The organism is Nonomuraea maritima (genome assembly GCF_900100395.1).
Taxonomy (GTDB): domain Bacteria; phylum Actinomycetota; class Actinomycetes; order Streptosporangiales; family Streptosporangiaceae; genus Nonomuraea; species Nonomuraea maritima.
The window spans coordinates 97,908-119,881 of record NZ_FNFB01000001.1 but is presented as its reverse complement, the minus strand read 5'-3'; the positions used below and the strand labels follow the sequence as shown (position 1 = coordinate 119,881).

Annotated in this window: 22 protein-coding genes; 18 read left to right on the top strand and 4 right to left on the bottom strand. The window is 72.3% G+C overall.

Going from position 1 to position 21,974, the window contains the following annotated elements; translation table 11 throughout:
- The first annotated feature begins 38 nt into the window (after nt 1-38).
- Complete coding sequence (locus BLR04_RS00610) at nt 39-605, top strand: DUF1349 domain-containing protein (protein ID WP_245739920.1); 567 nt, start codon at nt 39-41, stop codon at nt 603-605.
- On the opposite strand, the gene BLR04_RS00605 is transcribed toward BLR04_RS00610, so the two are convergent.
- On the bottom strand, nt 592-1,530 hold the full coding sequence (locus BLR04_RS00605) for an endonuclease/exonuclease/phosphatase family protein (RefSeq protein ID WP_090758437.1): 939 nt from the start codon (nt 1,528-1,530) through the stop codon (nt 592-594). The two genes, BLR04_RS00610 and BLR04_RS00605, sit on opposite strands and share 14 nt — an antisense overlap.
- Nucleotides 1,531-1,564: 34 nt before the next feature.
- On the opposite strand from BLR04_RS00605, the gene BLR04_RS00600 reads away from it, so the two are divergent.
- Entirely contained in the window at nt 1,565-2,821 is a 1,257-nt protein-coding gene (locus BLR04_RS00600) for an ArgE/DapE family deacylase (RefSeq protein ID WP_090758435.1), read from the top strand.
- Between the two features lie 12 nt (nt 2,822-2,833).
- Here BLR04_RS00600 and BLR04_RS00595 read toward each other — a convergent pair whose 3' ends face one another.
- Together BLR04_RS00595 and BLR04_RS00590 are read right to left on the bottom strand one after the other, a co-directional pair.
- Nucleotides 2,834-5,251, bottom strand: coding sequence for a helicase-associated domain-containing protein (locus tag BLR04_RS00595; protein ID WP_090758433.1), 2,418 nt, complete (start codon nt 5,249-5,251; stop codon nt 2,834-2,836).
- A 75-nt stretch (nt 5,252-5,326) separates the two neighbouring features.
- Nucleotides 5,327-5,905, bottom strand: coding sequence for an ATP-binding protein (locus BLR04_RS00590; RefSeq protein ID WP_245739995.1), 579 nt, complete (start codon nt 5,903-5,905; stop codon nt 5,327-5,329).
- Between the two features lie 146 nt (nt 5,906-6,051).
- Between BLR04_RS00590 and BLR04_RS00585 the strand changes: the two genes are divergently transcribed.
- The 5 genes from BLR04_RS00585 (at nt 6,052) to BLR04_RS00565 (ending at nt 8,803) form a co-directional block, all read left to right on the top strand.
- Entirely contained in the window at nt 6,052-6,873 is an 822-nt protein-coding gene (locus BLR04_RS00585) for a helix-turn-helix domain-containing protein (RefSeq protein WP_090759447.1), read from the top strand.
- Complete coding sequence (locus BLR04_RS00580) at nt 6,874-7,110, top strand: DUF397 domain-containing protein (RefSeq protein WP_090758431.1); 237 nt, start codon at nt 6,874-6,876, stop codon at nt 7,108-7,110. It abuts the gene before it with no gap.
- Nucleotides 7,111-7,197: 87 nt separating this feature from the next.
- On the top strand, nt 7,198-7,455 hold the full coding sequence (locus BLR04_RS00575; RefSeq protein ID WP_090758429.1) for a 3'-5' exonuclease family protein: 258 nt from the start codon (nt 7,198-7,200) through the stop codon (nt 7,453-7,455).
- A 209-nt stretch (nt 7,456-7,664) separates the two neighbouring features.
- Nucleotides 7,665-8,540, top strand: coding sequence for a maleylpyruvate isomerase family mycothiol-dependent enzyme (locus BLR04_RS00570; RefSeq protein WP_090758427.1), 876 nt, complete (start codon nt 7,665-7,667; stop codon nt 8,538-8,540).
- Nucleotides 8,540-8,803 carry a sigma factor gene (locus tag BLR04_RS00565; protein WP_176902870.1) on the top strand — a complete coding sequence of 88 codons (264 nt, stop codon included), beginning with the start codon at nt 8,540-8,542 and terminating at the stop codon, nt 8,801-8,803. The genes BLR04_RS00570 and BLR04_RS00565 overlap by 1 nt, the downstream gene beginning before the upstream one ends.
- A gap of 32 nt (nt 8,804-8,835) precedes the next feature.
- Here the strand turns inward: BLR04_RS00565 and BLR04_RS00560 are convergent, their stop codons facing one another.
- On the bottom strand, nt 8,836-9,423 hold the full coding sequence (locus tag BLR04_RS00560; RefSeq protein ID WP_090758423.1) for a histidine phosphatase family protein: 588 nt from the start codon (nt 9,421-9,423) through the stop codon (nt 8,836-8,838).
- A gap of 149 nt (nt 9,424-9,572) precedes the next feature.
- Between BLR04_RS00560 and BLR04_RS00555 the strand changes: the two genes are divergently transcribed.
- The 11 genes from BLR04_RS00555 to BLR04_RS00505 all read left to right on the top strand — a co-directional run bounded on the left by BLR04_RS00555 (nt 9,573) and on the right by BLR04_RS00505 (nt 21,973).
- Nucleotides 9,573-10,430, top strand: coding sequence for a Gfo/Idh/MocA family protein (locus tag BLR04_RS00555; RefSeq protein ID WP_090758421.1), 858 nt, complete (start codon nt 9,573-9,575; stop codon nt 10,428-10,430).
- Nucleotides 10,431-10,629: 199 nt separating this feature from the next.
- On the top strand, nt 10,630-11,589 hold the full coding sequence (locus tag BLR04_RS00550; RefSeq protein ID WP_090758419.1) for an ABC transporter substrate-binding protein: 960 nt from the start codon (nt 10,630-10,632) through the stop codon (nt 11,587-11,589).
- 4 nt (nt 11,590-11,593) lie between these two features.
- Entirely contained in the window at nt 11,594-12,625 is a 1,032-nt protein-coding gene (locus BLR04_RS00545; protein ID WP_245739918.1) for a FecCD family ABC transporter permease, read from the top strand.
- Nucleotides 12,622-13,395, top strand: a complete 774-nt coding sequence (locus BLR04_RS00540) for an ABC transporter ATP-binding protein (protein ID WP_090758418.1) — start codon at nt 12,622-12,624, stop codon at nt 13,393-13,395. Before BLR04_RS00545 ends, BLR04_RS00540 begins: the two co-directional genes overlap by 4 nt.
- Nucleotides 13,392-14,054: an adenosylcobinamide amidohydrolase gene (locus BLR04_RS00535; protein ID WP_090758416.1), complete on the top strand. Its 663-nt coding sequence runs from the start codon at nt 13,392-13,394 to the stop codon at nt 14,052-14,054. Before BLR04_RS00540 ends, BLR04_RS00535 begins: the two co-directional genes overlap by 4 nt.
- A 54-nt stretch (nt 14,055-14,108) precedes the next feature.
- Nucleotides 14,109-14,711: a Uma2 family endonuclease gene (locus tag BLR04_RS00530; RefSeq protein ID WP_176902868.1), complete on the top strand. Its 603-nt coding sequence runs from the start codon at nt 14,109-14,111 to the stop codon at nt 14,709-14,711.
- Between the two features lie 227 nt (nt 14,712-14,938).
- Nucleotides 14,939-16,405 carry a hypothetical protein gene (locus BLR04_RS00525; protein WP_090758412.1) on the top strand — a complete coding sequence of 489 codons (1,467 nt, stop codon included), beginning with the start codon at nt 14,939-14,941 and terminating at the stop codon, nt 16,403-16,405.
- Nucleotides 16,405-18,051, top strand: coding sequence for a serine/threonine protein kinase (locus tag BLR04_RS00520; RefSeq protein ID WP_090758410.1), 1,647 nt, complete (start codon nt 16,405-16,407; stop codon nt 18,049-18,051). The genes BLR04_RS00525 and BLR04_RS00520 overlap by 1 nt, the downstream gene beginning before the upstream one ends.
- Nucleotides 18,052-18,222: 171 nt before the next feature.
- Nucleotides 18,223-20,298 (top strand): DUF6421 family protein, encoded by a 2,076-nt coding sequence (locus BLR04_RS00515; RefSeq protein WP_090758408.1) that lies wholly within the window; start codon nt 18,223-18,225, stop codon nt 20,296-20,298.
- Nucleotides 20,295-20,924, top strand: coding sequence for an SDR family NAD(P)-dependent oxidoreductase (locus BLR04_RS00510; RefSeq protein WP_090758406.1), 630 nt, complete (start codon nt 20,295-20,297; stop codon nt 20,922-20,924). Before BLR04_RS00515 ends, BLR04_RS00510 begins: the two co-directional genes overlap by 4 nt.
- A complete protein-coding gene (locus BLR04_RS00505; RefSeq protein WP_090758404.1) occupies nt 20,921-21,973 on the top strand; it encodes a threonine aldolase family protein in 1,053 nt (350 codons plus the stop codon). The genes BLR04_RS00510 and BLR04_RS00505 overlap by 4 nt, the downstream gene beginning before the upstream one ends.
- The last annotated feature ends 1 nt before the right edge of the window (nt 21,974 follow it).

The following is a 21,974-nucleotide window of genomic DNA, read 5'->3' as shown; positions in this document are numbered from 1 at the left end:
CGCACGGGCCCGGCGTGGCAGGATGGACGTTCATGATCATGGCCTTCGGTGAGACCGACTGGACATGGCTGAACCCCCCACGCCAGTGGACGGCCGACGACGGCCTCAGCCTCTTCTGCGAACCCGGCACCGACCTGTGGCGCCGGACCCACTACGGCTACACCTACGACACCGCCCACATGTTCGGCCGCACGCTCCCCGGCGACCTGCGGCTGTCGGTCACCTTCACCGGCGCGTACGCCGAGCAGTACGACCAGGCCGGCGTCGTGCTCAGGATCGACGAGCAGCACTGGATCAAGGCCGGCGTCGAGTACGTCGACGGCGGCTTCCACCTCAGCACCGTCGTGACCCGCGAGTACTCCGACTGGTCGGTGGTGCCGCTCGCCGGGACGGCCCGGCAGGTGACGTTCGTCCTCGAGCGGGCCGGCGACGCCGTGACCGTGCGCTACGGCCTCGACGCCGAGCCGGGCGAGACCATGCTGCGCCTGGCCCACTTCCCGCCGGGACGTCCCGCGCTGGCCGGCGCCATGGCGGCCGCCCCCGTCGGCAAGGGCTTCCCCGTACGCTTCAGCGACCTGCGGGTGAGCCCGCTCACGGCAGGCTGAGCTCCGCGAGTACCGGGCGGTGGTCGGTGCCGGGGAGTGCCAGCACCGCGAAGTCGCGCACCGCCATCCGCCGGTCCGCCAGCACGTGGTCGATCGCCACCCCGAGCGGCGCGGAGCTCTGCGGCCAGGTCGGCTGGAACCCGCGTCCTGTCACGTCGGCCGCGTCGCGGTACCCGGAGGCGAGCAGGTCGCGCATCGGCAGGTGGTCGAGCGTGGCGTTGAAGTCGCCCGCCAGCACGCGCAGCTCGCCGCCCGCGCGCGGCAGCGCCTCCAGGCCGGCCTGCCAGCACGGCTGCCTCCCGTGGCGGCTGGGTGCGCACGGGTGCACCGAGACGATCTCGATCCGCTCCCCGCCGGGATGCGCCAGCCAGGCCCTCGCCTGGCCGAACCCGCCCAGGTTGATCGCCGTCCCGGCCTCGAGCGGGTGGCGGGCGTACACGGCCGATCCGCCGACCCCGTTCAGCGGCCGGGTGACCGCGTGCGGGAGCGTCCGGCGCAGCCCCGCCGCCTCCAGCCGCCGCAGGGCCGCCGGCGTGAGCTCCTGCAACGCCAGCACGTCAGGACGGGTACGCCCGACGAGAGCCGTCAGCGCGTCCGTGTCCGCCTTGCCCACCATGAGGTTCACGGCGAGCACCCGCAGCGCCGGGCCCCGCGCGGCGGGGACGTCGTCGGGGAGCGCCCGGGGGAGCACCGCGAACGCCATCGCCAGCACCGACGCCAGCGCCACCGCGACGGCCGCCCACCGCCGCAGCGCGCAGGCGAGGCCCAGCGCCACCACCGCCAGCCCCGCCGCGTACGGCGTGAACGCCACGACGGGCACCCAGGGCCAGTCCGGCTCGAAGCCGCTCAGCCGCAGTCCCGCCCACGCCGCGAACGGCGTCACCATGATCCAACTCAGCCAGTTGCGCACGCCCTGTATCGCCATGGAACCGGATTCGGGTTCATGAGAAGGTGTCGCCATGCACGACATGGAAGCCCGGGTACTCGACGCCCTCGACGAGGCCGAGACCGTCACCTTGCTGGCCGAAACCGTCCGGGTGCCCAGCATCACCGGCACCGACGCCGAGTCCGACCTCCAGCACGACTTCGCCCGCATGCTCACCGAAGCCGGCATGGACGTCGACGTCTGGAAGCTCGACCTCGCCGAGCTCACCGCGCGTCCCGGCTTCCCCGGCACCGAGGCCCCGCGCACCGAGGGCTACGGCGTCGTGGCCGTCACCACCGGCGCGGAGGGCCCGCCCGCGCTCGCCCTGCAAGGCCACGTCGACGTCGTCCCGACCGGTGACCTGGCCAAGTGGGAGGGCAGCGACCCGTTCGCCGCCCGCATCACCGGCGACGTGCTGCACGGCAGGGGCGCGTGCGACATGAAGGCGGGCCTCGTCGCCAACCTGGCCGTCGCCAGGGCCGTCGCCAAGGCGGGGGTACGCCTGGCAAGGCCGCTGGCCGTGCACTGCGTGATCAGCGAGGAGGACGGCGGGCTGGGCGCGTTCGCCACCCTCGACAGGGGCCACACCGCAGAGGCCGCCGTCATCACCGAGCCCACGAGCGGCAGCGTCATCACGGCCAACGCGGGGGCGCTGACGTTCCGGCTGGAGATCGCAGGACGGGCCGCGCACGGCGCGACGCGCTACGAGGGCGTCAACGCCGTCGAGGTGTTCTGGCCGGTGTTCGAGGCGATCAGGCGTCTGGAGGCCGCCCGCAACCGCGACGTGCCGGAGATCTTCGGTGGCAACCCGATGCCGTACCCGATCGAGATCGGCACCGTGCGGGCCGGCGACTGGTCCAGCAGCGTCCCCGACCTGCTGGTCGCCGAGGGAAGGCTCGGGGTGCGGCTCGACGAGGACCCGGCGACGGCCAGGGCCGCGTTCGAGGAGGCCGTGGCGAGCGTCGCCGACCCGTGGCTGCGCGAGCACCCGCCGGTGGTGACGTGGCCGGGCGGGCAGTTCGCCAGCGGCCGGCTGCCCGCGGGCCACGCGCTGCTGGACGAGGTCGGCCGCGCGGTCGCCGACGTGACCGGCGCGCGGCCCGCGCGGACGGCGGCCCCGTACGGGAGCGACCTACGGCTCTACGCGGCGGCCGGGATCCCGACCCTGCACTACGGCCCCGGCGACGTGCGGTACGCGCACGCCCCCCGCGAGCAGGTCAGCCTGGCGGAGCTGCGCGACGTCACGCGGGCCCTGGCACTCCTCGTCGTACGTCGCTGCGGAGCGTACTGACGTCGACCGGGGTCAGTACGCGCCGCGCACCTCGACGATCTCGGCGAGGGGGAACTCCAGGTAGTCGCCGGCCTCCTCGCACCAGGCGTCGAGGGCTGCGCCCTTGAGCTCGCCGTGGCTGATCGTGGCGGTCAGCCCGCCGGTCAGGGTGATGCCGGCGCGCACCCCCCGGTCGACGACGAACCCCAGCAGCGACTGCTGGGCCGTCGGCAGCCGGGTCGCCATCCTGCCGATGACGGCCCACGTGCGCCCGTTGCGCGACTCGTCGTTCCGGCCCGCGGCGATGAGGCGGCGGGCGTGCTCGTACGGGTCGGGGGGCGGCTCGGCCAGCACGTGGGACGGCGGCTCGACGTCCAGACCGGGGTACTCGGTCAGCTCGGCCACCTGACCGCCGGGCAGCAGGACGAGCTTGCCGTGCCCCGGCTCCTCCGCCCTGACCCGCTGGATGGTGATCTCGCCGGTGTCGGGCACGGGCACCGGCGCGTACCCGGCCTCGCGCAGCGCGCTCAGCGTACGGTCGGCCGGCGCGGAGCTGACGAGCACCGCGCCCGCGATCAGCCGCAGGCCGAGCCGGGCGAGCTTCCGGTGGGCGGCGATCTCGGCGAGCAGCGCCGTGTCGGCGGCCTGCACGATGCAGCCGACCGTGGTCACGGTCACCTCGCCGTGGCGGCGGGCGGTGTCGCGCACCAGGTATTCCAGCGGCTGCGGGATCGTGCCCACCGCCGACAGCTCGTCGAGCAGCTCGTCGGCGTCGTGGCCGCGGTCGAGGGCCCGGCGCACGCTCTCGGTCGTGAAGCGCCACACCGACGCCGCGCCCCGCGACTCGCGCTCGGCGGCCCGGTCGAGCAGCGCCGCCAGCTCCGCCGCTGGCGGGCCGGTGACGACGGCGGTCAGGTCGGGCCCGAACAGCGCGCTCCTGCGGACGCTGGCCAGGGCCCGGGTGGCCGCCTCGACCAGCGCGGGGTCGTGCTCCACCATGGGCACGGCGTCGTCGTTCTCGTCGCCGGGCGCGACCGTGAGGCCCGCCAGCGCGCGGCCGAGGTCGGTGAGCGCGTCGTTGGCCAGCAGGCCGAGCAGCCGGGCCTCGTCGAGCACCGCAGGGGCGCACGCGCGCAGCAACGGCAGGTCGATGAGCGGCGCGTGCCAGTGGACGTTGGCCACGAGGCTGACGCGGTCGGCGTACGCCGTGCCGGCGGGCAGCCGGGCCAGGGCCGACAGCGCCGCCCTGCGCACCCGCGCCACCGCGCTGCCTGAGGGGTCGTCGCCGAGGACGGTGCCGTACTTGCCGTCGGTCTTGCGCAGCGACGAACGTTCCATCCGCCACCAGGCCGCCAGCAGCACCCGCAGGCGCGCCGAGCCCTCGTCGAGGCGCCAGCGGTCGTAGCGCTCGGTGGGGATCAGGCCGCCGGACCGCTCGTCCCAGGCCAGCAGCCTGGCGACCGCGCAGACCTCCAGCAGCAGCCGGGTCTCGTCCTCGTCGCAGCCGGTCTCCTTGGCGACCCTGCGGACCTCGCGCACGCCGACGCCGCCCGTTCTGAGCAGCGGCAGCGGGGTCTTGGAGGTGTTGTCGAGCAGGGCCGCGCACCGCTCGACCACGTGGGGGGCGGCGAGCGTCATCAGGTGGTCGACCTCCTCGGGGTCGACCGGGATCGTCGCCACCTCGGGGGGAACGGGCCGGAACGGCGGGTGGTGATCGGGGCCGCGCAGGCCGAGGGCCACCTCGCGGGGGATCTCGGCGACGTGCCAGCTGGGCCGGAAGAGCAGCCCGTGGTCGGCGCACCACCGCTCGGGGGTGCCGTGGGTGACGAACCGCCCGCCGTCGACGTCGAGCGTGGGGCCGTGCCAGGTGAAGCGTTCGAGCAGCGCGGCGGTGCCGTCGGGGGCGTCGCCCACCAGCTGCCTGACGCGCTCGCCGTCGGAGAGCGCCCCGATGACCCGGGCGATCGTCTGGCGCTTGTTGCCGTGGGCGGGCAGCCCCAGGTTGCGGGCGAGGGCGCGCAGGGCGTCGTTGCTGATGGACCAGGAGTTGAGGTAGTGCTCGAGGGGCTCGCCCAGGCCGAGTGGCGCGGTCCACCAACGGGTGGCGCCCTCGGCCAGGTGGATCTCGCCGTCGCCGCCAGGCCAGGCCAGCGCGTGGTCGTGGAGGCGTTCGAGCCAGGTGGTGACGTCGCGGACCGGCGTGCCGAGGAAGGCGGCCAGCGTGCGGGGGGTCGGACGGGTCAGGGCGAGGGCGGCCTCGGCGAGTTGGAGGCAGGGCAGGGGGAGGGTCCGCAGGACGTCCGTCACGGCGGAACCGTTGCCGAGCCGGTGGGCCAGGGTGTCGAGCCGCCTGGGCCAGGGAGCGGCGATCGCGTCGGGCCGGTTCGCCAGGATGCGACCGAGCCTGTCTTCGTCCAGTGTGCGTAGCCAGCCGAGCAGGTGATCTTCCATCTGTCAGCACTCTCATGGGGTCGCGCGGGACTCACCGTGAGCCATGAGCATCCACGGTAATGCAGATCACTCCCGTCAGGAGAGGACTGCCCAGACGATCTTTCCGTGGGGTGCGAGAGCGGACCAGCCCCAGCGGAGGCTGAGTGATTCGACGATGTGGAGTCCGAGGCCGCCGGTGTCGAGGGGGCCAGGGTATCGCAGCACCGGCACCGAGGACCCGGGATCGGTGAAGGCGCTCGCGACGAGGTCGCCCCGGCGCACGAGCGACATGTGGACGGTGCGCTCGCGGCGGGGGTCGTCCAGGCAAAGGCCGTGGCGCAGCGCGTTGGTGGCGAGCTCGGAGACCACCAGCTCCATGTTCTCGATCATCTCGCCGAGTCCCCAGCCGGTCAGAGTGCCCGTGCTGAAGCTGCGGGCCGTGTGAACCGAGGATGCCTCGGGGGGGAGCACGAACGTGGCGCTGGCGGACGGGCCGGAGTCGAGAAGGTCGAGGGCCGCTTCCGGCCACCAGCCGACTGGAGGCCACCAATCGAACGTGGTCCACTGGCCATGCGCCGTGGTGGGTTGCACGTGATCATTCTGCGCCACACTCGCGTGCAGGTGCAAGAGCGAATGCACGTGCAGATAGCGCGTGCAACCGCTACGGTTCTCCACCAAAAGGTCAAGATGGGGGAAAGGGGATCTTGTCCGCGGCCCATGATCTTCCGGCCGTGAAGTGACAGACTGTTTGCACGGAAACGACCAAGGAGCAGCACGTGTCCATTGATCCGCCCGGTTCCGGTTCGACCGTCAGGCGCATCATGCTGGGAGCGAGCCTCAGACGCCTGCGCGAAGCCAGCGGCCTCGACCGGGCCCAGGCCGGATTCCACATCAGGGCGTCCGAATCCAAGATCAGCCGGATGGAGCTGGGCCGCGTCGGCTTCAAGACACGTGACGTGGAAGACCTACTCACCCTGTACGGGGTCGTCGACGATGCCGACCGCCGTGCCCTGCTGGAGATGGTGCGCGAGGCCAACACCCCCGGGTGGTGGCACAAGTACTCCGCCGAACTGCCGTCGTGGTTCACCACGTACATCGGTCTGGAGGAGGCGGCGAGCGTGATCCGCACCTACGAGGTGCAGTTCGTGCCCGGCCTGCTGCAGACCGCCGCGTACGCCCGCTCGGTGTACCAGCTGGGCAACCCCGACGAGAGTCCCGAGAAGATCGAGCGACGCGTGCATCTGCGCATGCAGCGTCAGGAGCGCTTCACCCGCAAGGACGGACCCCGGTTGTGGGCGGTCGTCGACGAGGCGGCGCTCAAGCGGATCATCGGTGGGCGGGAGGTCATGGCCGAGCAGCTCCAGCATCTGCTGGAAGTCGCCGCTCTTCCCCACATCACCATCCAGGTGATGCCCTTCAAGTTCGGCGTGCACGCCGCTGAAGGGGGCGCGTTCAGCATCTTGCGGTTTCCCGAGTCCGACTTGTCGGACGTTGTCTATGTCGAGCAGCTCTGGGGTGCCCTGTACCTGGACAAGCGTGAGGACGTCGACCCGTACCTCACCGCCATGGAGCAACTGTGCGTGGAGAGCACCACGCCAGGGGGCACCGTCGAGCTCATCGACGGTCTTCTCAGAAAGATGTAGATGAACCAGACCTACAACGGCATGCCCGCGGCCGACCTGAAGCAGGTCTCCTGGCGCAAGAGCCGCTACAGCAACTCGCAGGGCAACTGCGTGGAACTCGCGAAGCTCCCCGACGGTGGCATCGCGGTACGCAACTCACGCTTCCCCGACGGCCCTGCCCTCATCTATACCCGCGACGAGATCCGGGCCCTGGTGCTCGGCGTCAAGGACGGAGAGTTCGACGGTCTCCTGGTGTAACACCCTGTTAACCTCCGGCGCGTCCGCTTAACGGCGGCGCGCCGGAGGCGTAACCGCCCCGCCTCGCCCTGCGGCGATGATCGGGGCATGCTCGACCAGATGACGCTGTACCACATCGCCGACGACGTGCTCTTCGCGCCGGGCGGCAAGGTGGTGATCCGCACCTACGGCGTGGCTCCCGCGACCCAGGGGGCCTCCGTCTCCTACCGGACCTGGGTGTCCGGCATCCGTGAGCATCCGCGCTACTGGCACTGGGGTCACTTCGAGGACGCCGCCGCCGGGCACCGCAGGGTGGTGGAGTGGCTCACCGGCAGGGGCCCCCAGCCCGCCGAGGCCCTGGCCTGATCGCAGGCGACCACCGGCGACCCCGCTCGGGCCCCGGATCGCTCCGGCGGTCGCGCCCGGATCGGTCCATCGGTTTCTGTGCTTGGCGTACCAGGTTGCGGAAACCACGACTACCCGTAACGCCGCCGTCGTGAGACGCTTCTGGCACCGCTCCCCGGTCGCCGCCCGCGGGCGGCCCTCCGGGGCCAGCCGAAGGTGCGGAGAACGCCATGACGGACCTGTACCTCTACAAAGGGCACGACGACCACGTCGCCTCGTGCCCCGACTGCAGCGCGGTCACCGCGCTCCTCGACCGGCCCGACCCCCCGGTCGAACCGCCCGCCTCGCTCCGCGAGGCCGTACTGACCCTGGCCCGCCGTCGTCGCGGCCCCGCGGCCGTCGCCGTGTCGAGCGTGGCGACCCCGTACGCCGAGCAGGTCGCGGCCATGGACGACCTGCTGAGAGAGCTCGGCGAGCCGCAGTGGGAGGCCACCGTCCCCCGTCACGGCACCGTCAGGGAGCTGGTCGAGCACCTGGCGGCCAACGACGCGGCCGTGGCCTGCTTCATGGGGGTCCCGGGCACCGCGGCGGCGACCGCGCACCGCCGCTGGCGCGAGCAGGCCGGCGCCCTGCTCGAACGCTTCTCCGGCAGCAGCGAGGTGCTGCTCGGCGTCGAGGTGGCGCTGGCGGGCCCGCGACCGGCCCGCGCGCCGCTGCGCCAGGCGCTGATCCAGCGCACGTTCGAGACCTGGACGCACGCCGACGACATCAGGGCCGCCACCGGTCGTCCCGCGTCGCCGCCGCGCCCCGGACACGTCCGCATGATCGCCGACTTCGGGCTCGCGCTGCTGCCCCGGGCGGCGACGGCCCCCCGCCGCGACGTGTCGGCCACGGTGGTGCTCACCGGGCCGGGCGGCGGCAGCTGGACGATCGCGCTCTCGCCCGCCTCCGACCACGTCGGCGTGCTGATCTCGGCCGACGCCGTCGAGTTCTGCCGCCTGCTGGCGGGCCGGTGGCCGCCCGAGGCGTTCCCGTACGCGGCCGAGGGCGACCCCGGCCTCGCCCGCGACCTGGTCCGCGCCGCCGCCACGCTGGGATGCGACTGATGAGCGAGATCGAACTGCGGGCCCGGCTGATCGCCGGCGACCTCGACGCGCTGGCCGCCGCCTACGACGGCCACGCCCCGCACGTGTACGGCGTCGCCGTCACGGTCACCGGCGACCCGGCCCAGGCCGAGGAGATCACCAGGAACGCGTTCGTCGCGTTGTGGGAACGTCCCTCGGCCTACGACCCGGGCCTCGGGTCGCTGCGCGGCTGGCTGGTGAGCCGGGCCAGGCACGAGGCCGCCGTACGTACCAAGACCGGCTGACCGCGGCCGGCGAGCCGGCCGCGGGCGGTGGGTCAGCCGCAGGTGACGGGAGCGTTCCAGGCTGCCAGCACCGGTTCTGCGTGCTCGAAGCCGAGCCGCGAGTACGTGCCCGTGTCGAGCTTGAGCAGCCGTCCCTCCTCGGGCGCGAGCCCCAGCCAGCGCGCGGCCAGCACGCGCAGGAAGTGACCGTGCGCGACCAGGGCCACCCGCCCCTCGGTGGCGCGGGCCCGCGCGATCACCCGGTCGGCGCGCGCCGCCACCTGGGCCGCGCTCTCGCCGGGGTGCTCGGCGTCGCCGGGGATCACCCCGTCGCGCCACAGGTACCAGCCCGGCCGGGTGGCGCGGATGTCGGGCGTGGTGATGCCCTCGTAGCCGCCGTAGTCCCATTCCCACAGGTCGGCGTCGACCTGGTAGGCGGCCAGTCCGGCCAGTTCCGCGGTGCGCCGGGCGCGCTGGGCGGGGGAGACCAGCACCAGGTCGAACGGCTCCTTCGAGAGCGGCGCCAGCGCCCTGGCCTGCTCCTCGCCGTGCTCCGTCAAGGGCAGGTCCGTCCGTCCCGTGTGCCTGCCCGCCTTGCTCCACTCGGTCTCTCCGTGCCGGAGCAGCAGCATCTCGTCCATGTGTTCCATCATCCGGTACGGCCCCGCGCCGGCCGTCCCCAGGGCGCGCCTGCCGCGAAGGCGCAGGTCCGAGGATGCATGTCCGGTCGGGCCATGAATATCCGTGATCGTTCCCCTATGGTGGGGTTCGCTGTGTCTGAGGAGGAATCATGGAACCGGTGGCGGTCGGCCTGGTGGGCGCGGGACCGTGGGCGCGCATCGCGCACGCGCCGATGTTGGCGAAGGGCCCGCACACGCGGCTGGCCGGCGTGTGGGCGCGCAGACCCGACAGCGCCGCAGACCTCGGCGCGCCGGTGTTCACCCGCATCGAGGAGTTGTTCGACCACTGCGAGGCCGTGGCGTTCTGCGTCCCGCCCGCCGTGCAGGCCGAGTACGCGATCCTCGCCGCCCGCGCCGGCAAGGCCCTGCTGCTGGAGAAGCCACTCGCCGACAGCCTGGACGACGCCCGCCGGGTGGCCGACGTGGTCGCCGAGACCGGTGTCGCCTCCCAGATGGTGCTCACCCTGCGCTACGCCGCCGAGACCCGCGAGTTCCTGGCCCGCTGCGCCGAGATCGCGCCGCTCGGCGGCCACGCCGCGAACATCTCCAACGTGCTGCTCGGCGGGCACGTCTTCGGCACGCCATGGCGGCTGGAGCGCGGCGCGCTGCTCGACGTCGGCCCGCACGTCGTCGACCTGCTCGACGCCGCCCTCGGCCCGGTCACCGGCGTGCGCGCGCACGGTGACCCGCTCGGCTGGACCGGGCTGATGCTGGAGCACGAGGGCGGGGCCGTCAGCGAGGCGTCCCTGTGCATGGCCGCCGGCGGCGACCTGCCGCCCTCCACCGTCGCGGTGTACGGCCGCGAGGGCAACGCCGTGCTGCGGCCCGCCGGCGGCAACGCCCTGGAGGTCGTCGCCGAGGAGTTCGCGGCGACCGTGCGCGCGGGCGGCGGGCACCCGCTCGACGCCGCCCACGGGCTCCGGCTGCAGCGGGTCATCGCCGAGGCGGAGGCGCAGCTCACCCCTTGACGTCGGGCCGTTTTACGGCGTTGATAACGTACGTTCGATGCGCAGGGCGCAGCGAAGTCCGGTGCGAGTCCGGCGCTGTTCCCGCAACTGTCACAGCCAGGTCGCCTGCCTCTGCGCTGACGTCGTCATCCCTCGTGGAAAAGGGTGATCCGTCGATTCAACGGGTCTCTCGGTTCCGACAGTCGCGAAAGGACTTCTCGTGAGGCCCGTACGCACGGCCTTCGCGGGCGCGCTGCTGGGAACGCTCGTTCTGGCCGGTTGCGGTCAGGGCGGCACCTCAGCCTCCCCCTCCCCGGCGCCCGCCGCTTCCTCCCCCTCCGCAGGCACACCCGCCACCGGCTTCCCCGTCACGGTCGAGGCCGCCAACGGCAAGGTGACCATCACCGAGAAGCCGCAGCGCATCGTCTCGCTCTCCGCCACCCACACCGAGACGCTCTTCGCCATCGGCGCGGGCCCGCAGGTCGTCGCGGTCGACGACCGCTCGAACTTCCCGCCGGAGGCCCCCAAGACGAGCCTTTCCGGCTTCAAGCCGAACGTCGAGGCCATCGTCGCCCAGAAGCCCGACCTGGTCGTCGTCTCCGACGACCTCGACGACATCGTGAACGAGCTCGGCAAGGTCAACGTGCCCGTCCTGCACGAGCCTTCCGCCACCACCCTCGACCAGGCGTACGAGGAGATCGAGGAGCTCGGCGCGGCCACCGGCAACAAGGCGAAGGCCGACGAGGTCGCGGCCGGCATGCGGACGTCCCTCGACCGCCTGGCCGCCGAGGCGCCCAAGAACGCCGGGCTGACCTTCTACCACGAGCTCGACCAGACCCCGTACGCCGCCACGTCGAAGACGTTCATCGGCCAGATCTACGCGATGTTCGGGCTGACCAACATCGCCGACAAGGCGCCGGACGCGGCGGGCGGCTACCCCAAGCTGTCGGCCGAGTTCGTCGCCCAGGCCGACCCCGACCTGATCTTCCTGGCCGACGTGAACTGCTGCGGGCAGAACCGCGACGCCCTCGCCGGCCGTCCTGGCTGGAAGGACCTGTCGGCGATCGAGAAGGGCCACGTGGTCGAGCTCGACGACGACATCGCCTCCCGCTGGGGTCCGCGCGTCGTCCAGTTGGCCGAGACCATCGGCGCGGCCGTGGCGAAGGCCGGCGCGAGCTGACGTGGTGACCCGGGCCCGCCCCTCCAGGGCCAGACCGTTGTGGGTGGCCTGCGCCCTGGGCGTGCTGGCGGTCGCCATGCTCGCCGGCCTGCTCGACGGGGCCGCCGACATCTCGCCGTGGCAGGTCGTGCTGCAGGTGGCCGACTGGCTGCCGTTCGGGCACGTCGACTCCGGCCTCGCGCCCGTCGAGCAGGGGCTGCTGCTGGAACTGCGGCTGCCGCGGGTGCTGGTCGCCGCCGTCGTCGGCGGGCTGCTGGCCATGGCGGGGGCCGCCTACCAGGGGGTGTTCCGCAATCCGCTGGCCGACCCGTACCTGCTGGGCGCCGCCGCCGGGGCGGGGCTCGCGACGACCGCGGCGATCGTGCTGCTGCCGGCGGCCACCGCGAGCATCCCGGTCGCCGCGTTCATCGGGGCGCTGGGGGGCGTGCTGCTGGCGTACACGCTGGGCAACACGGCAGGGCGCTCGGGCGGCACGGCCACGCTCGTGCTGGCCGGGGTGGCGGTCACGTCGTTCCTGACCGCGATCCAGACGTTCATCCAGCAGTTCGACGTCGAGGAGCTGCAGCGCGTCTACGCGTGGATACTCGGCGACGTCGGCGGCGGCTGGGAGCAGCTGTGGATGATCCTGCCGTACGCCGCGGTCTCCTCCGTCGTGCTGCTGCTGCACGGCCGGATGCTGGACGTGCTCTCCGTCGGCGACGAGGAGGCCTCCGGGCTCGGCGTGCGCGCGGCCCGCGTGCGCTTCACCGTGCTGGTGGCCGCCTCCCTGGCCACCGCCGCGGCCGTGGCGGTGAGCGGGCTCATCGGGTTCGTCGGCATCGTCGTGCCCCACGTCGTGCGGCGGCTGGCGGGCGGGTCGTACCGGATCGTGCTGCCGCTGTCGCTCATCGGCGGGGCGGCGTTCCTGGTGCTGGCCGACCTCGTGGCCCGCACCGTCCTCGCGCCGGCCGAGCTGCCGATCGGGGTCGTGACGATGTTCGTGGGGGCGCCGTTCTTCGTCGGCGTGCTGCGGATGACCAGGCGGGCCGTCACATGATCCGCACCCGTGACCTGTCGGTGCGCCTCGGCGAGCGCGACGTCCTGTCCGGCGTCGGCCTGCACGTGCGGCAAGGGGAGTGGGTGGCCGTCATCGGGCCCAACGGCGCAGGGAAGTCCACCCTGCTCAAGGCCCTCATGGGGCTGGTGGGGCACCGGGGCGAGATCCTGCTCGGCGACCGCCCGTCCGGCGCGCTCAAGCCGCGCGCCCGTGCCCGGCTCGTCGCGTACGCGCCGCAGACGCCCGCGCTGCCCCGCGACATGACGGTGCTCGACTACGCGCTGCTGGGACGGACGCCGTACATCCCGTACCTGGGGCGCGAGAGCGGCCACGACAGGGAGGTGACGGAGTCCGTCCTCGACCGGCTGGACCTGACCCGGCTCGCCGCGCGGCCCGTCGGCGAGCTGTCCGGCGGCGAGCGGCAGCGCGTCGTGCTCGCCAGGGCGCTCGCGCAGCAGGCGCCCGTGCTGCTGCTGGACGAGCCGACGACCGCGCTCGACCTCGGACACCAGCAGCAGGTGCTGGAACTGGTCGACCGGCTCAGGCGGGCCGACGGGCTCACCGTCGTCACCTCCCTGCACGACCTGACCGTCGCCGGCCTGTACGCCGACTCCCTGCTCCTGCTCGCCGACGGCCGCGCGGTCGCGTCGGGGGCGCCGTCCCAGGTGCTGACCGAGGAGTCGGTGGGGCGGCACTTCGAGGCGAATGTCAAGATCGAACCGGGCCCCGACGGGCGGCCCGTCGTCCACCTGGTCAGGGGAGGGCCGTGAAGCTCACGTACCGGGAGGAGGACGGCGAGCGGCTCGGGACCCTGCTCTGGGAGTTCGGGCCGGGCTGGCGGATGATCTCCTCGGCGATGCTCGGCGGCGGTATCGGGCCCCGCGAGTGGGTGCTGAACGCCCAGGTCGTCGCCGGGTACGCGCGGATGGACCCGGCCGAGCACCTTGCGTCTTTGGGGGCGTCCCTGGCGCCGGGCGGCGACGGGGTCGGCATGATGACCGCCGCGTCCGTCGACCGCTGCGTCCGTGCCGTCGACGGGGGCGTGGATGCGTACGCGACCGTGGGGTTGCGCGTCCCCACCTGGGCGGCCGCGCCCGAGGGGCGCGCGGACCCGGAGCTCGCCCCCCTGCGGGCAGTCCCTGCGGTCGGCACGGTCAACATCCTCGTCGTGGCGCCGGTGGCCATGACGGACGCGGCGCTGGTCAACACCGTGATGACGGTGACCGAGGCCAAGTCGCAGGCGCTGCTGGAGGCCGGGTACGCCGGCACCGGCACCGCCTCCGACGCCGTCTGCGTGGCCGTGCGGGCGGACGGGCCGGCCGAGCTGTTCGGCGGTCCGCGCTCGGAGTGGGGCGCCAGGATGGCCCGCGCCGTGCACGCCGCCGTCCGGCAGGGCGCCGAGGCGTGGCATCACCGTCACTCCACGTGACGGAATTCCGGCAAGTACGATGTGGCGCAGGGTAAGGATCGCGATACTGGGCGGGTGACCGTTTTGGCGACGAGCGAACCGACCACGAGGCGCACGGTTCTTCCAGGTGCGCCGCCGTTCACGGTCGACGACGTGCTGAAGTTCCCCGACGACGGGAACCGTTACGAGCTCTTCAACGGGAGCCTTGTCGTGAGCCCTGCCCCCACCCCCCTGCACCAGCGCGCCATCTCCCGGTTGCTGCTCATTCTGGAGAGAGCGGCGCCACCGGGGCTGGAATGCCTGACGACCGTCAATGTCAGGCAAAGCCCGACCGACTTCTACATTCCGGATCTCGTCGTAGTGAGTGAAGCCGTCTCGGATGCGGTCGACCTCATGTTCGCGCCGAGCGATCTGCTGCTGGCCGTGGAGGTGGTCAGTCCCAGTACCCGGGTGCACGACAGGGCGACCAAGAAGGCGGCCTACGCTGCGGCGGGTATTCCCCTCTACTGGCGTGTGGAGCTCGATGAGGGGCCGGCCCTCTACATCTACCGGCTCGACGGCGAGTCCTACCCGGAACCTGAGGTCCATAAGGCCGGGACCGCGGTGACGCTGGTGGAGCCCTACCGCGTCGGCCTGGATCCCGCCAGTCTGGTCGGGTCGCGGAGCCAGAGCCGGTAACCCCATCGCGGCGGGTGCCCCGCCCGGTAGTAACGCCGGGCGGGGGTTCTGCGATTCGTCGGCGTGGGTGTTCAGTCGTCGAGGCCGCGGGGCGCCGGCACGGTCTCGCCGACGTGCGTTCCGTTTCGTCACGTTATGTCGTCGAGCAGGCGCGACGGTGCACGGCGGTCTCTTGACTTACGGCACCTGCTTGGGACGCTGGTCGTATTCCTGCGTTGGGAGCGGAGATGGCGCGCCTCACAGCCCTTGCCGGTGGCATCGTGGTCGTCCTCGCGCTGACCGCGATGCCCGTCGCGGCGCACGAGCACCCGAGCGGGATCACCGATCTGGTCACCCCCGCCGTCGTACGGGTGGAAGCGGTGTCGCACGTCGAGATCACCCTGCTCGACCACGTCGGCGAGTTGCGCCACGTGGAGCGGTCCTACGACTTCCCGTTCGGCGCGGGCACCGGCACCGTCGTCAACCCCGACGGCACGATCGTGACGCTGCGACGGCTGGTGGAGAACCCCGACGACGTCGCCGTCCTCGCCGCCAACAAGATCTTCGCCGAGCACCACAAGGTGAAGATCCCGGCCGACGACGACAAGCACCGGCTGTCCGACCCGATCCTCGACCGGCACCTGCGCGACTGTTACCCGCCGAAGAACGACACCGCCACCTGCATCATCGACGTGACCACCGAGATCACCGTCTTCCCCAACGTGTCGCCGGCGAGCCCCGACGGGTTCAAGGTCAAGCTCGCGGAGAAAGGGCCCGACCCCGACAGCCCCGCCGTGCTGGTGCCCGTGACGCCCGTCGTCGGAGGCGTCGGCATGCCCACCGCGCCGCTCGCCGACAAGGTGCCCGCGCAGGAAGGCTCGCCGACCAGCGTGGCGGGCTTCCTCGGCAGGCCGGGCCCGAAGGTCGCCCACACCGTCGAGATCGCCCACCTCGGCAAGGGCGGCTCATCCGGCGAGTCGGGCCGGCCGTTCGCCGACCCGGAGAAGAAGACGGACGAGCCGGTCAAGATGGGCGGCCTCGCCGACAAGGGCCTGGCGGGCGCGCCCGTGATCGGCGAGAAGGACGGCCACGTCATCGGCCTGCTCGTCGGCGGTGGCAAGGACGGCAGGATGATCGGCGTCAGGGAGATCACCGGCCTCCTGACCAAGGCGAAGGTGGTGCCCCGCCGAGGCGCGATCGACACGGCGTTCGAGGCGGCGCTGACCCGCTACCACACGAAGTACTACACCGAGGCGGCGCCGGGCTTCCAGCGCGTGCTGGAGCTCTATCCCGGCAACGTGGTCGCGGCGGAGCTGCTCAAGACGTCGCTGGCCAAGCGGGGCGGCCCCGAGGACCAGGGCACCCGCAAGACGGCGGTCACGCCGGAAGCCTCGACGCCGCTGTGGCCGTACCTGATCGCGGCCGGGGTCCTGTTCCTGGCCGCAGGGGGCGGGGCGTACCTGCTGTGGCGCCGCCGCGCCGCTGACGAGGTGGAGGAGGAGGACGCGCCACAGCCACTGGCGGGCAGTCCGGCCTACGACGACGGCGCCGGCCAGACCGTGGTCGTGCGCAGGTCCCCATCGTTCCCCGCGGTACCTCAGCAGCAGGTGCTGACCGCGCCCGACCCGGTGATCAAGTACTGCACGTCGTGCGGCATGCGGCTCGGGCCGGCGCATCGCTTCTGCGGCTACTGCGGTCACCCGAGCGAGACGTGATGCCCGTGAACGAAAGATCGCTCATCGGCCAGGAGGTGGCCGGGTACTTCATCGAGAACATCGTGGGCAAGGGCGGCATGGCCGTCGTGTACCTGGCGCTCGACCCCCGGCTCAGCCGCCGCGTGGCGCTGAAGATCCTCAACCCGGTGCTCAGCGTCGACGACCGCTTCAGACAGCGGTTCATCCTGGAGTCCAGGACGGTCGCCAGCATCGAGCACCCCAACATCATCCCGATCTACGAGGCCAACGCCGACGACGACGGCGTGCTGTACATCGCGATGCGCTACGTCGACGGCCTCGACATGCGCCGGCTCATCCACGACCGCGGCCCGCTGCCGCTCGGCCAGGCCAACCAGATCTTCGCCCAGGTGGCCGCCGCCCTCGACGTCGCCCACGCTCACGACCTGATCCACCGCGACGTCAAGCCCGCCAACATCCTGCTGGCCGGCGACCACGTCTACCTGACCGACTTCGGCATCACCAAGCACCGCTCGTCCATCTCGGGGCTGACGCAGACCGACCACTTCATCGGCACGCCCCGCTACATGTCGCCCGAGCAGATCAACAAGGAGCACATCGACGGCCGCTGCGACCAGTACGCGCTGGGGTGCGTCGTCTACGAGGCGCTGACGGGGCAGCTGCCGTTCGCGCGCGAGAACGACATCGCGCTGCTGTGGGCCCATCTGGCCGAGCAGCCCCCGCTGCTGTCGCAGCTGAGGCCCGAACTGCCGCCCCGGGTGGACGACGTGGTGATGCGGGCGCTGGCCAAGTCTCCCGACCAGCGTTACGCCACGTGCACCGAGTTCGTGACCGCGCTGCGCGACGCGATCAGCGGGCCGTCGCACGCGCGGTCGCACGCGCAGCCGTACGAGCTGGTGGGCGGGCAGCCGCCGACCCCGCGGCCCGAGCAGCCCTACCCCGTCCGGCCCGCCCCTGTTCCCCAGGACGCCCAGGTCGAGCGTGGGGCGGCGGCCGGGCGGTCGAAGGGGACGCGCAGGGTGCCCGTGACGCGGCCCGCGCGGCACTCGGCGGCCCGCAGGCGGCCCGGCAGGCTGCCGATCGTGGCGGCCACGCTGGTGGCGGCCGTCGCGGCGCTCGCGCTGGTGGCGTTCATCGTGGTGAACCACCGCGGCGAGACGTGGCTGCGCTACAGGACGAGCGCGGCCGCGCCGGTCTCCTTCGAGTACCCGGGCGACTGGGTCGTCCGTACCCATCAGGACCTCTTCGCCGTGGTCTCGCCGCAGGCGCCGGTGTTCGAGGAGCTGTTCGTGGCCGGTCCAGGCGCCGACTGGAGCCAGATCTCCGCGATCGTCGCCGACGACCCCGATGCGGCGTCCGGCGTGTACGTGCAGGTCGCCGACACCCTCGACGCGAACGGCACGTCCGAGCTGATGAAGGCCAAGATGGAGGCCCTGCTGCCGGGCCGGGTCGACGTCGGCAATCCCGTGCCCGACCAGGCGGGCGACAGCCCGGCGACCCGCTTCAACGGCGCTCTGCACGATCCCGACACCGGCACCCGCCTCGGTTTCGTCAGCTACGTGATCGAGCGCGAGCCGAAGACGATGCTCGTCCTGTACTTCTGCGCCAGGACGAACTGCGACGACGCCACCCAGACCCGCATCCGCCAGAGCGTCCGCGTGAACTGACCCGCACCGCCTGTCCCGCCGGGGTTTCCGGCCGCCGTCCCCGGCACGCGGCCGCGTCGTCGCACGTCCCCGAGCCCGCTGGGCTGTCTCGGCATGCGGAAGGCATGCAGGACTTTACCTAGGACGTGTGTATATTTTTCGGCGTAAAGACGCATATACGGGAGAAATTTCATGCAAGCGTTCCCGCGAGTGCTGTTCGACGAGGCCCACAGCGAGTCCTGGACCATCCGGCGTGACGTCGCCGAGGCCGTCAACCCCGCACATCCCGACGACTCCAGCTACGCCCGCGCGGCAGAGGTGCTGCGCCACCTCGGGCACACGGTCACGGCCCGCACCGAGGGGACGCTCGACGCCGCCACGCTCGCGGACCAGGACGTGCTCGTGATCGCGCACCCGTCGGACCACCGGTGGGAGCGCACGGTCGGCCAGGGCAGCCCGCTCCTGTCCGCCGCCGAGCAGGACGCGATCGAGCAGTTCGTCGCCTCCGGCGGCGGTCTGGTCGTCCTGGCCGAGGAAGAGCAGGACAAGTACGGCAACAACCTCAACGAGCTGCTCGCCCGGTTCGGCGTCCGGGTCGAGCACGACACCGTGCGCGACCCGAAGAACGCCCACCGAGACGTGGCCACCTGGGTCCTCGCGACGCCCGCCACCGAGTCAGGGCTGCTGGCCGGGGCCGGGACGGCGTGCTTCTACCGCGCGGGCACCCTCACCGTCTCCGCGCCCGCCGCGCGCGTGCTGTTCGCGTCCTCGCCGTCCGCCGCCCCTGCGGGCGCGCCGCTGGCCGTGACGCTCCCGTACGGCAAGGGCCGCGTGGTGGTCTTCGCCGACTCCGACCTGTTCGGCGACGACTCGCTGGACGACTACGACCACCGCAGGCTCTGGGGCAACGTGGTCACCTGGGCCGCCAGGGTGCCCGACGCCGGCGCCGAGCCGGTGGCGCCCACCGAGGAGCACAGCGGCAAGGCGGAGGTGTTCGCGCGGCTGAGGGCGGCCGTGGAGGAGTTCCGGCCGCTGCAGGTCAAGGACGGCTCGGTGCCGGAGGAGAAGGAGCGAGGCAGGGAACTGCTGGCCCGGGTCGGCGCGTGCGTGGCCGAGCTCGCGCCGTACTTCCCGCACGACGAGGCCTACCTTACGGCCGTGCGCGACGACCTCGCCGACTGGGCCGCCCAGGACCTCGGCGTGCCCGACTTCCTGCGCTCGCTGGAGCTCTTCCACCCCGACACCCAGCGCGTGGACGGGCTGGAGCACCTCGTGGTCTTCCCGATGTACACCCAGAACGGCAACCCCAACCGCAACCTGGAGGCCGTCTGGATCCGGACGATCTGGCCCGAGTGGCTGGCCCGGCTGGAGGCCGGCGGCTACGACAACCCCATGTTCGTGCCGATCGCGTTCGTCGACTTCACCTCCGGCTACGACACCCACTCGGCCGTGCTCTTCCCAGAGACGGTGGCCGTGCGGCACGCGCCGGAGCGCTTCACCTGGGGCGGGATCTTCGCCGACCGCGAGGCGGGCCGGTTCCGGAGGGTGTCGCGAGCCGCGACCGAGACGCTGAAGCTGGACCTGCCGCCGGACGCCGACCGGCTGCTGCAGTCGCAGCAGCTCGCCCAGGACACCTTCGTGCTGTGGGACCTGGTGCACGACCGTACGCACAGCCACGGCGACCTGCCGTTCGACCCGTTCATGATCAAGCAGCGGATGCCCTTCTGGCTGTACGCGCTGGAGGAGCTGCGCTGCGACCTGACCGCCTTCGGCGAGGCCGTGAAGCTGGAGAAGCAGGGGGTGCCGCACGCGAGGTACGTGCAGCTGGCGATCCTGTTCGACCGGTTGTTCCGGTTCCCGATCACGGGCGCGCGGGTGCGGAACTACGACGGGCTCGGCGGCCAGCTGCTCTTCGCCTACCTGCACCGCAACGACATCGTCCGGTGGACCGACAACCGGCTGTCGATCGACTGGGACCGGGTCGCCGACGGGGTGGCCGACCTGCGCGGCGAGGTGGAGAAGCTCTACCGCGACAGCATCGACCGGCCGAAGCTGGCCCACTGGCTGGCGGCGTACCAGCTGGTGAGCGCGTACGTGGCCCCGCACCCTGCCTCCACCTGGGCCAAGGGCGTCGAGGCGCTGCCGGAGGAGCAGAAGGCCAAGGTGGACGCGGTCCTGCCGGACGAGTTCCCGCTCAGCATGTTCTACGAGGCCCTGCGTCGTAAGCTGACCGACGTGGTCGAATCGACTAAAGGACTACGAGCATGATCATTCTGGTAACCGGGGCACGAGGCCCGACAGGTAAGGCTGTTTCGAGATATTTCGAGAAAGATGGCCACACCGTCATCGGCGTCGGCAGGGACGACGTCGACCTGCTCGACCGCGCCGCCGTCCAGGAGCTGGCGGCACGCGTCGAACGCGAGCACGGCGTCATCGACGGGGTGGTGCACCTGGTCGGCGGCTGGCGCGGCTCGCCGTCGTTCGCCGAGACCAGCCTCGACGACTGGGACACCCTGCACGACCTGCTGATCCGCACCCTCCAGCACGTCTCGCTGGCGTTCGAGCCGCTGCTGCGGCGCAGCTCCGACGGCCGCTTCGTGATCGTCTCCGGCAAGGCGGTCGAGCACCCGACCGCCGGCGGAGCCGTCTACGCGGCGGCCAAGGCGGCCTCCGAGGCCTGGACCCTCGCGCTGGCCGACGCGCTGAAGGGCACGAACAGCGCGGCGACGATCCTCGTCGTCAAGGCCCTGGTGAACGACGCCATGCGCGCCGCGCGGCCGAACGCCGCCTTCTCCGGCTTCACCGACGTCAACGACCTGGCCTCGGCGATCGGCGGCCTCTACGACCGCCCCGCAGCCGAGGTCAACGGCATCCGATTGGACCTCACCACGTGAATTCCCGGCACGACCCCCGGCTCAAGGCGTTCGCCAGCGACAACTACGCCGGGGCCCATCCCGAGATCCTGCAGGCCATCGTCGCCGCGAACGGCGGCCACCAGGTGTCGTACGGCGACGACGTCTACACCGAGGCCCTGCAGGACGTCTTCAAGCAGCACTTCGGCGAGCAGGCGCAGGCCTGGCCGGTGTTCAACGGCACCGCGGCGAACGTCGTCTCCCTGCGCTCGATGACCGCGCCGTGGGAGGCCGTCATCTGCGCCGAGAGCGCCCACATCAACACCGACGAGGGCGGCGCGCCCGAGGTGGCGGGCGGCATCAAGCTGCTGACGGTGCCCACGCCCGACGGCAAGCTCACGCCCGAGCTGATCGACCGGCAGGCGTGGGGCTTCGGCGACGTGCACCGCGCCCAGCCCAAGGTGGTGTCCATCTCCAACACCACCGAGCTCGGCACCGTGTACTCGCCCGACGAGATCGCCGCGATCTGCGCGCACGCCCACGACCTCGGCCTGCGCGTCCACCTCGACGGCTCCCGCCTCACCAACGCCGCCGCCGCCCTGGACGTGCCGCTGCGCGCGCTGACCACCGACGCCGGCGTGGACGTGCTCTCCTTCGGCGGCACCAAGATCGGCCTGCTGTACGGGGAGGCGGTCGTGGTGCTCGACCCGGCCGCGGCCGCGGGCGTCGACTACATCCGCAAGACGTACATGCAGCTGTCGTCCAAGATGCGGTTCGTGTCGGTGCAGTTCGAGGCGCTGCTGTCGGGCGACCTGTGGCTGCGCAACGCGCGCCGGGCCAACGCCATGGGCCGCCGCCTGGCCGAGGCCGTGCGCGGCATCCCCGGGGTGGAGGTGTCGCGGGCGGTGGAGGCCAACGCCGTCTTCGCCGTCCTGCCGAAGGACGTCGCCGACCGGCTGCGCAAGCGCTTCCGCTTCTACACCTGGAACGAGGCCACGGGGGAGGTGCGGTGGATGTGCGCCTTCGACACGACGGAGGAGGACGTGGAGGCGTTCGCCGCCGCGCTGGCCGAGGAGATGGCGACCGGCTGAG

What these genes read in the sequence shown, in the direction of transcription:
- BLR04_RS00585 (WP_090759447.1), top strand. Translation starts at nt 6,052, where the DNA reads ATGCTGGGAGCGAGCCTCAGACGCCTGCGCGAAGCCAGCGGCCTCGAC.
- BLR04_RS00610 (WP_245739920.1), top strand. Translation starts at nt 39, where the DNA reads ATGGCCTTCGGTGAGACCGACTGGACATGGCTGAACCCCCCACGCCAG.
- BLR04_RS00525 (WP_090758412.1), top strand. Translation starts at nt 14,939, where the DNA reads ATGGCGCGCCTCACAGCCCTTGCCGGTGGCATCGTGGTCGTCCTCGCG.
- BLR04_RS00520 (WP_090758410.1), top strand. Translation starts at nt 16,405, where the DNA reads ATGCCCGTGAACGAAAGATCGCTCATCGGCCAGGAGGTGGCCGGGTAC.
- BLR04_RS00510 (WP_090758406.1), top strand. Translation starts at nt 20,295, where the DNA reads ATGATCATTCTGGTAACCGGGGCACGAGGCCCGACAGGTAAGGCTGTT.
- BLR04_RS00560 (WP_090758423.1), bottom strand. Translation starts at nt 9,423, where the DNA reads ATGGACGAGATGCTGCTGCTCCGGCACGGAGAGACCGAGTGGAGCAAG.
- BLR04_RS00580 (WP_090758431.1), top strand. Translation starts at nt 6,874, where the DNA reads ATGAACCAGACCTACAACGGCATGCCCGCGGCCGACCTGAAGCAGGTC.
- BLR04_RS00555 (WP_090758421.1), top strand. Translation starts at nt 9,573, where the DNA reads ATGGAACCGGTGGCGGTCGGCCTGGTGGGCGCGGGACCGTGGGCGCGC.
- BLR04_RS00600 (WP_090758435.1), top strand. Translation starts at nt 1,565, where the DNA reads ATGCACGACATGGAAGCCCGGGTACTCGACGCCCTCGACGAGGCCGAG.
- BLR04_RS00605 (WP_090758437.1), bottom strand. Translation starts at nt 1,530, where the DNA reads ATGGCGATACAGGGCGTGCGCAACTGGCTGAGTTGGATCATGGTGACG.
- BLR04_RS00570 (WP_090758427.1), top strand. Translation starts at nt 7,665, where the DNA reads ATGACGGACCTGTACCTCTACAAAGGGCACGACGACCACGTCGCCTCG.
- BLR04_RS00565 (WP_176902870.1), top strand. Translation starts at nt 8,540, where the DNA reads ATGAGCGAGATCGAACTGCGGGCCCGGCTGATCGCCGGCGACCTCGAC.
- BLR04_RS00595 (WP_090758433.1), bottom strand. Translation starts at nt 5,251, where the DNA reads ATGGAAGATCACCTGCTCGGCTGGCTACGCACACTGGACGAAGACAGG.
- BLR04_RS00540 (WP_090758418.1), top strand. Translation starts at nt 12,622, where the DNA reads ATGATCCGCACCCGTGACCTGTCGGTGCGCCTCGGCGAGCGCGACGTC.
- BLR04_RS00575 (WP_090758429.1), top strand. Translation starts at nt 7,198, where the DNA reads ATGCTCGACCAGATGACGCTGTACCACATCGCCGACGACGTGCTCTTC.
- BLR04_RS00515 (WP_090758408.1), top strand. Translation starts at nt 18,223, where the DNA reads ATGCAAGCGTTCCCGCGAGTGCTGTTCGACGAGGCCCACAGCGAGTCC.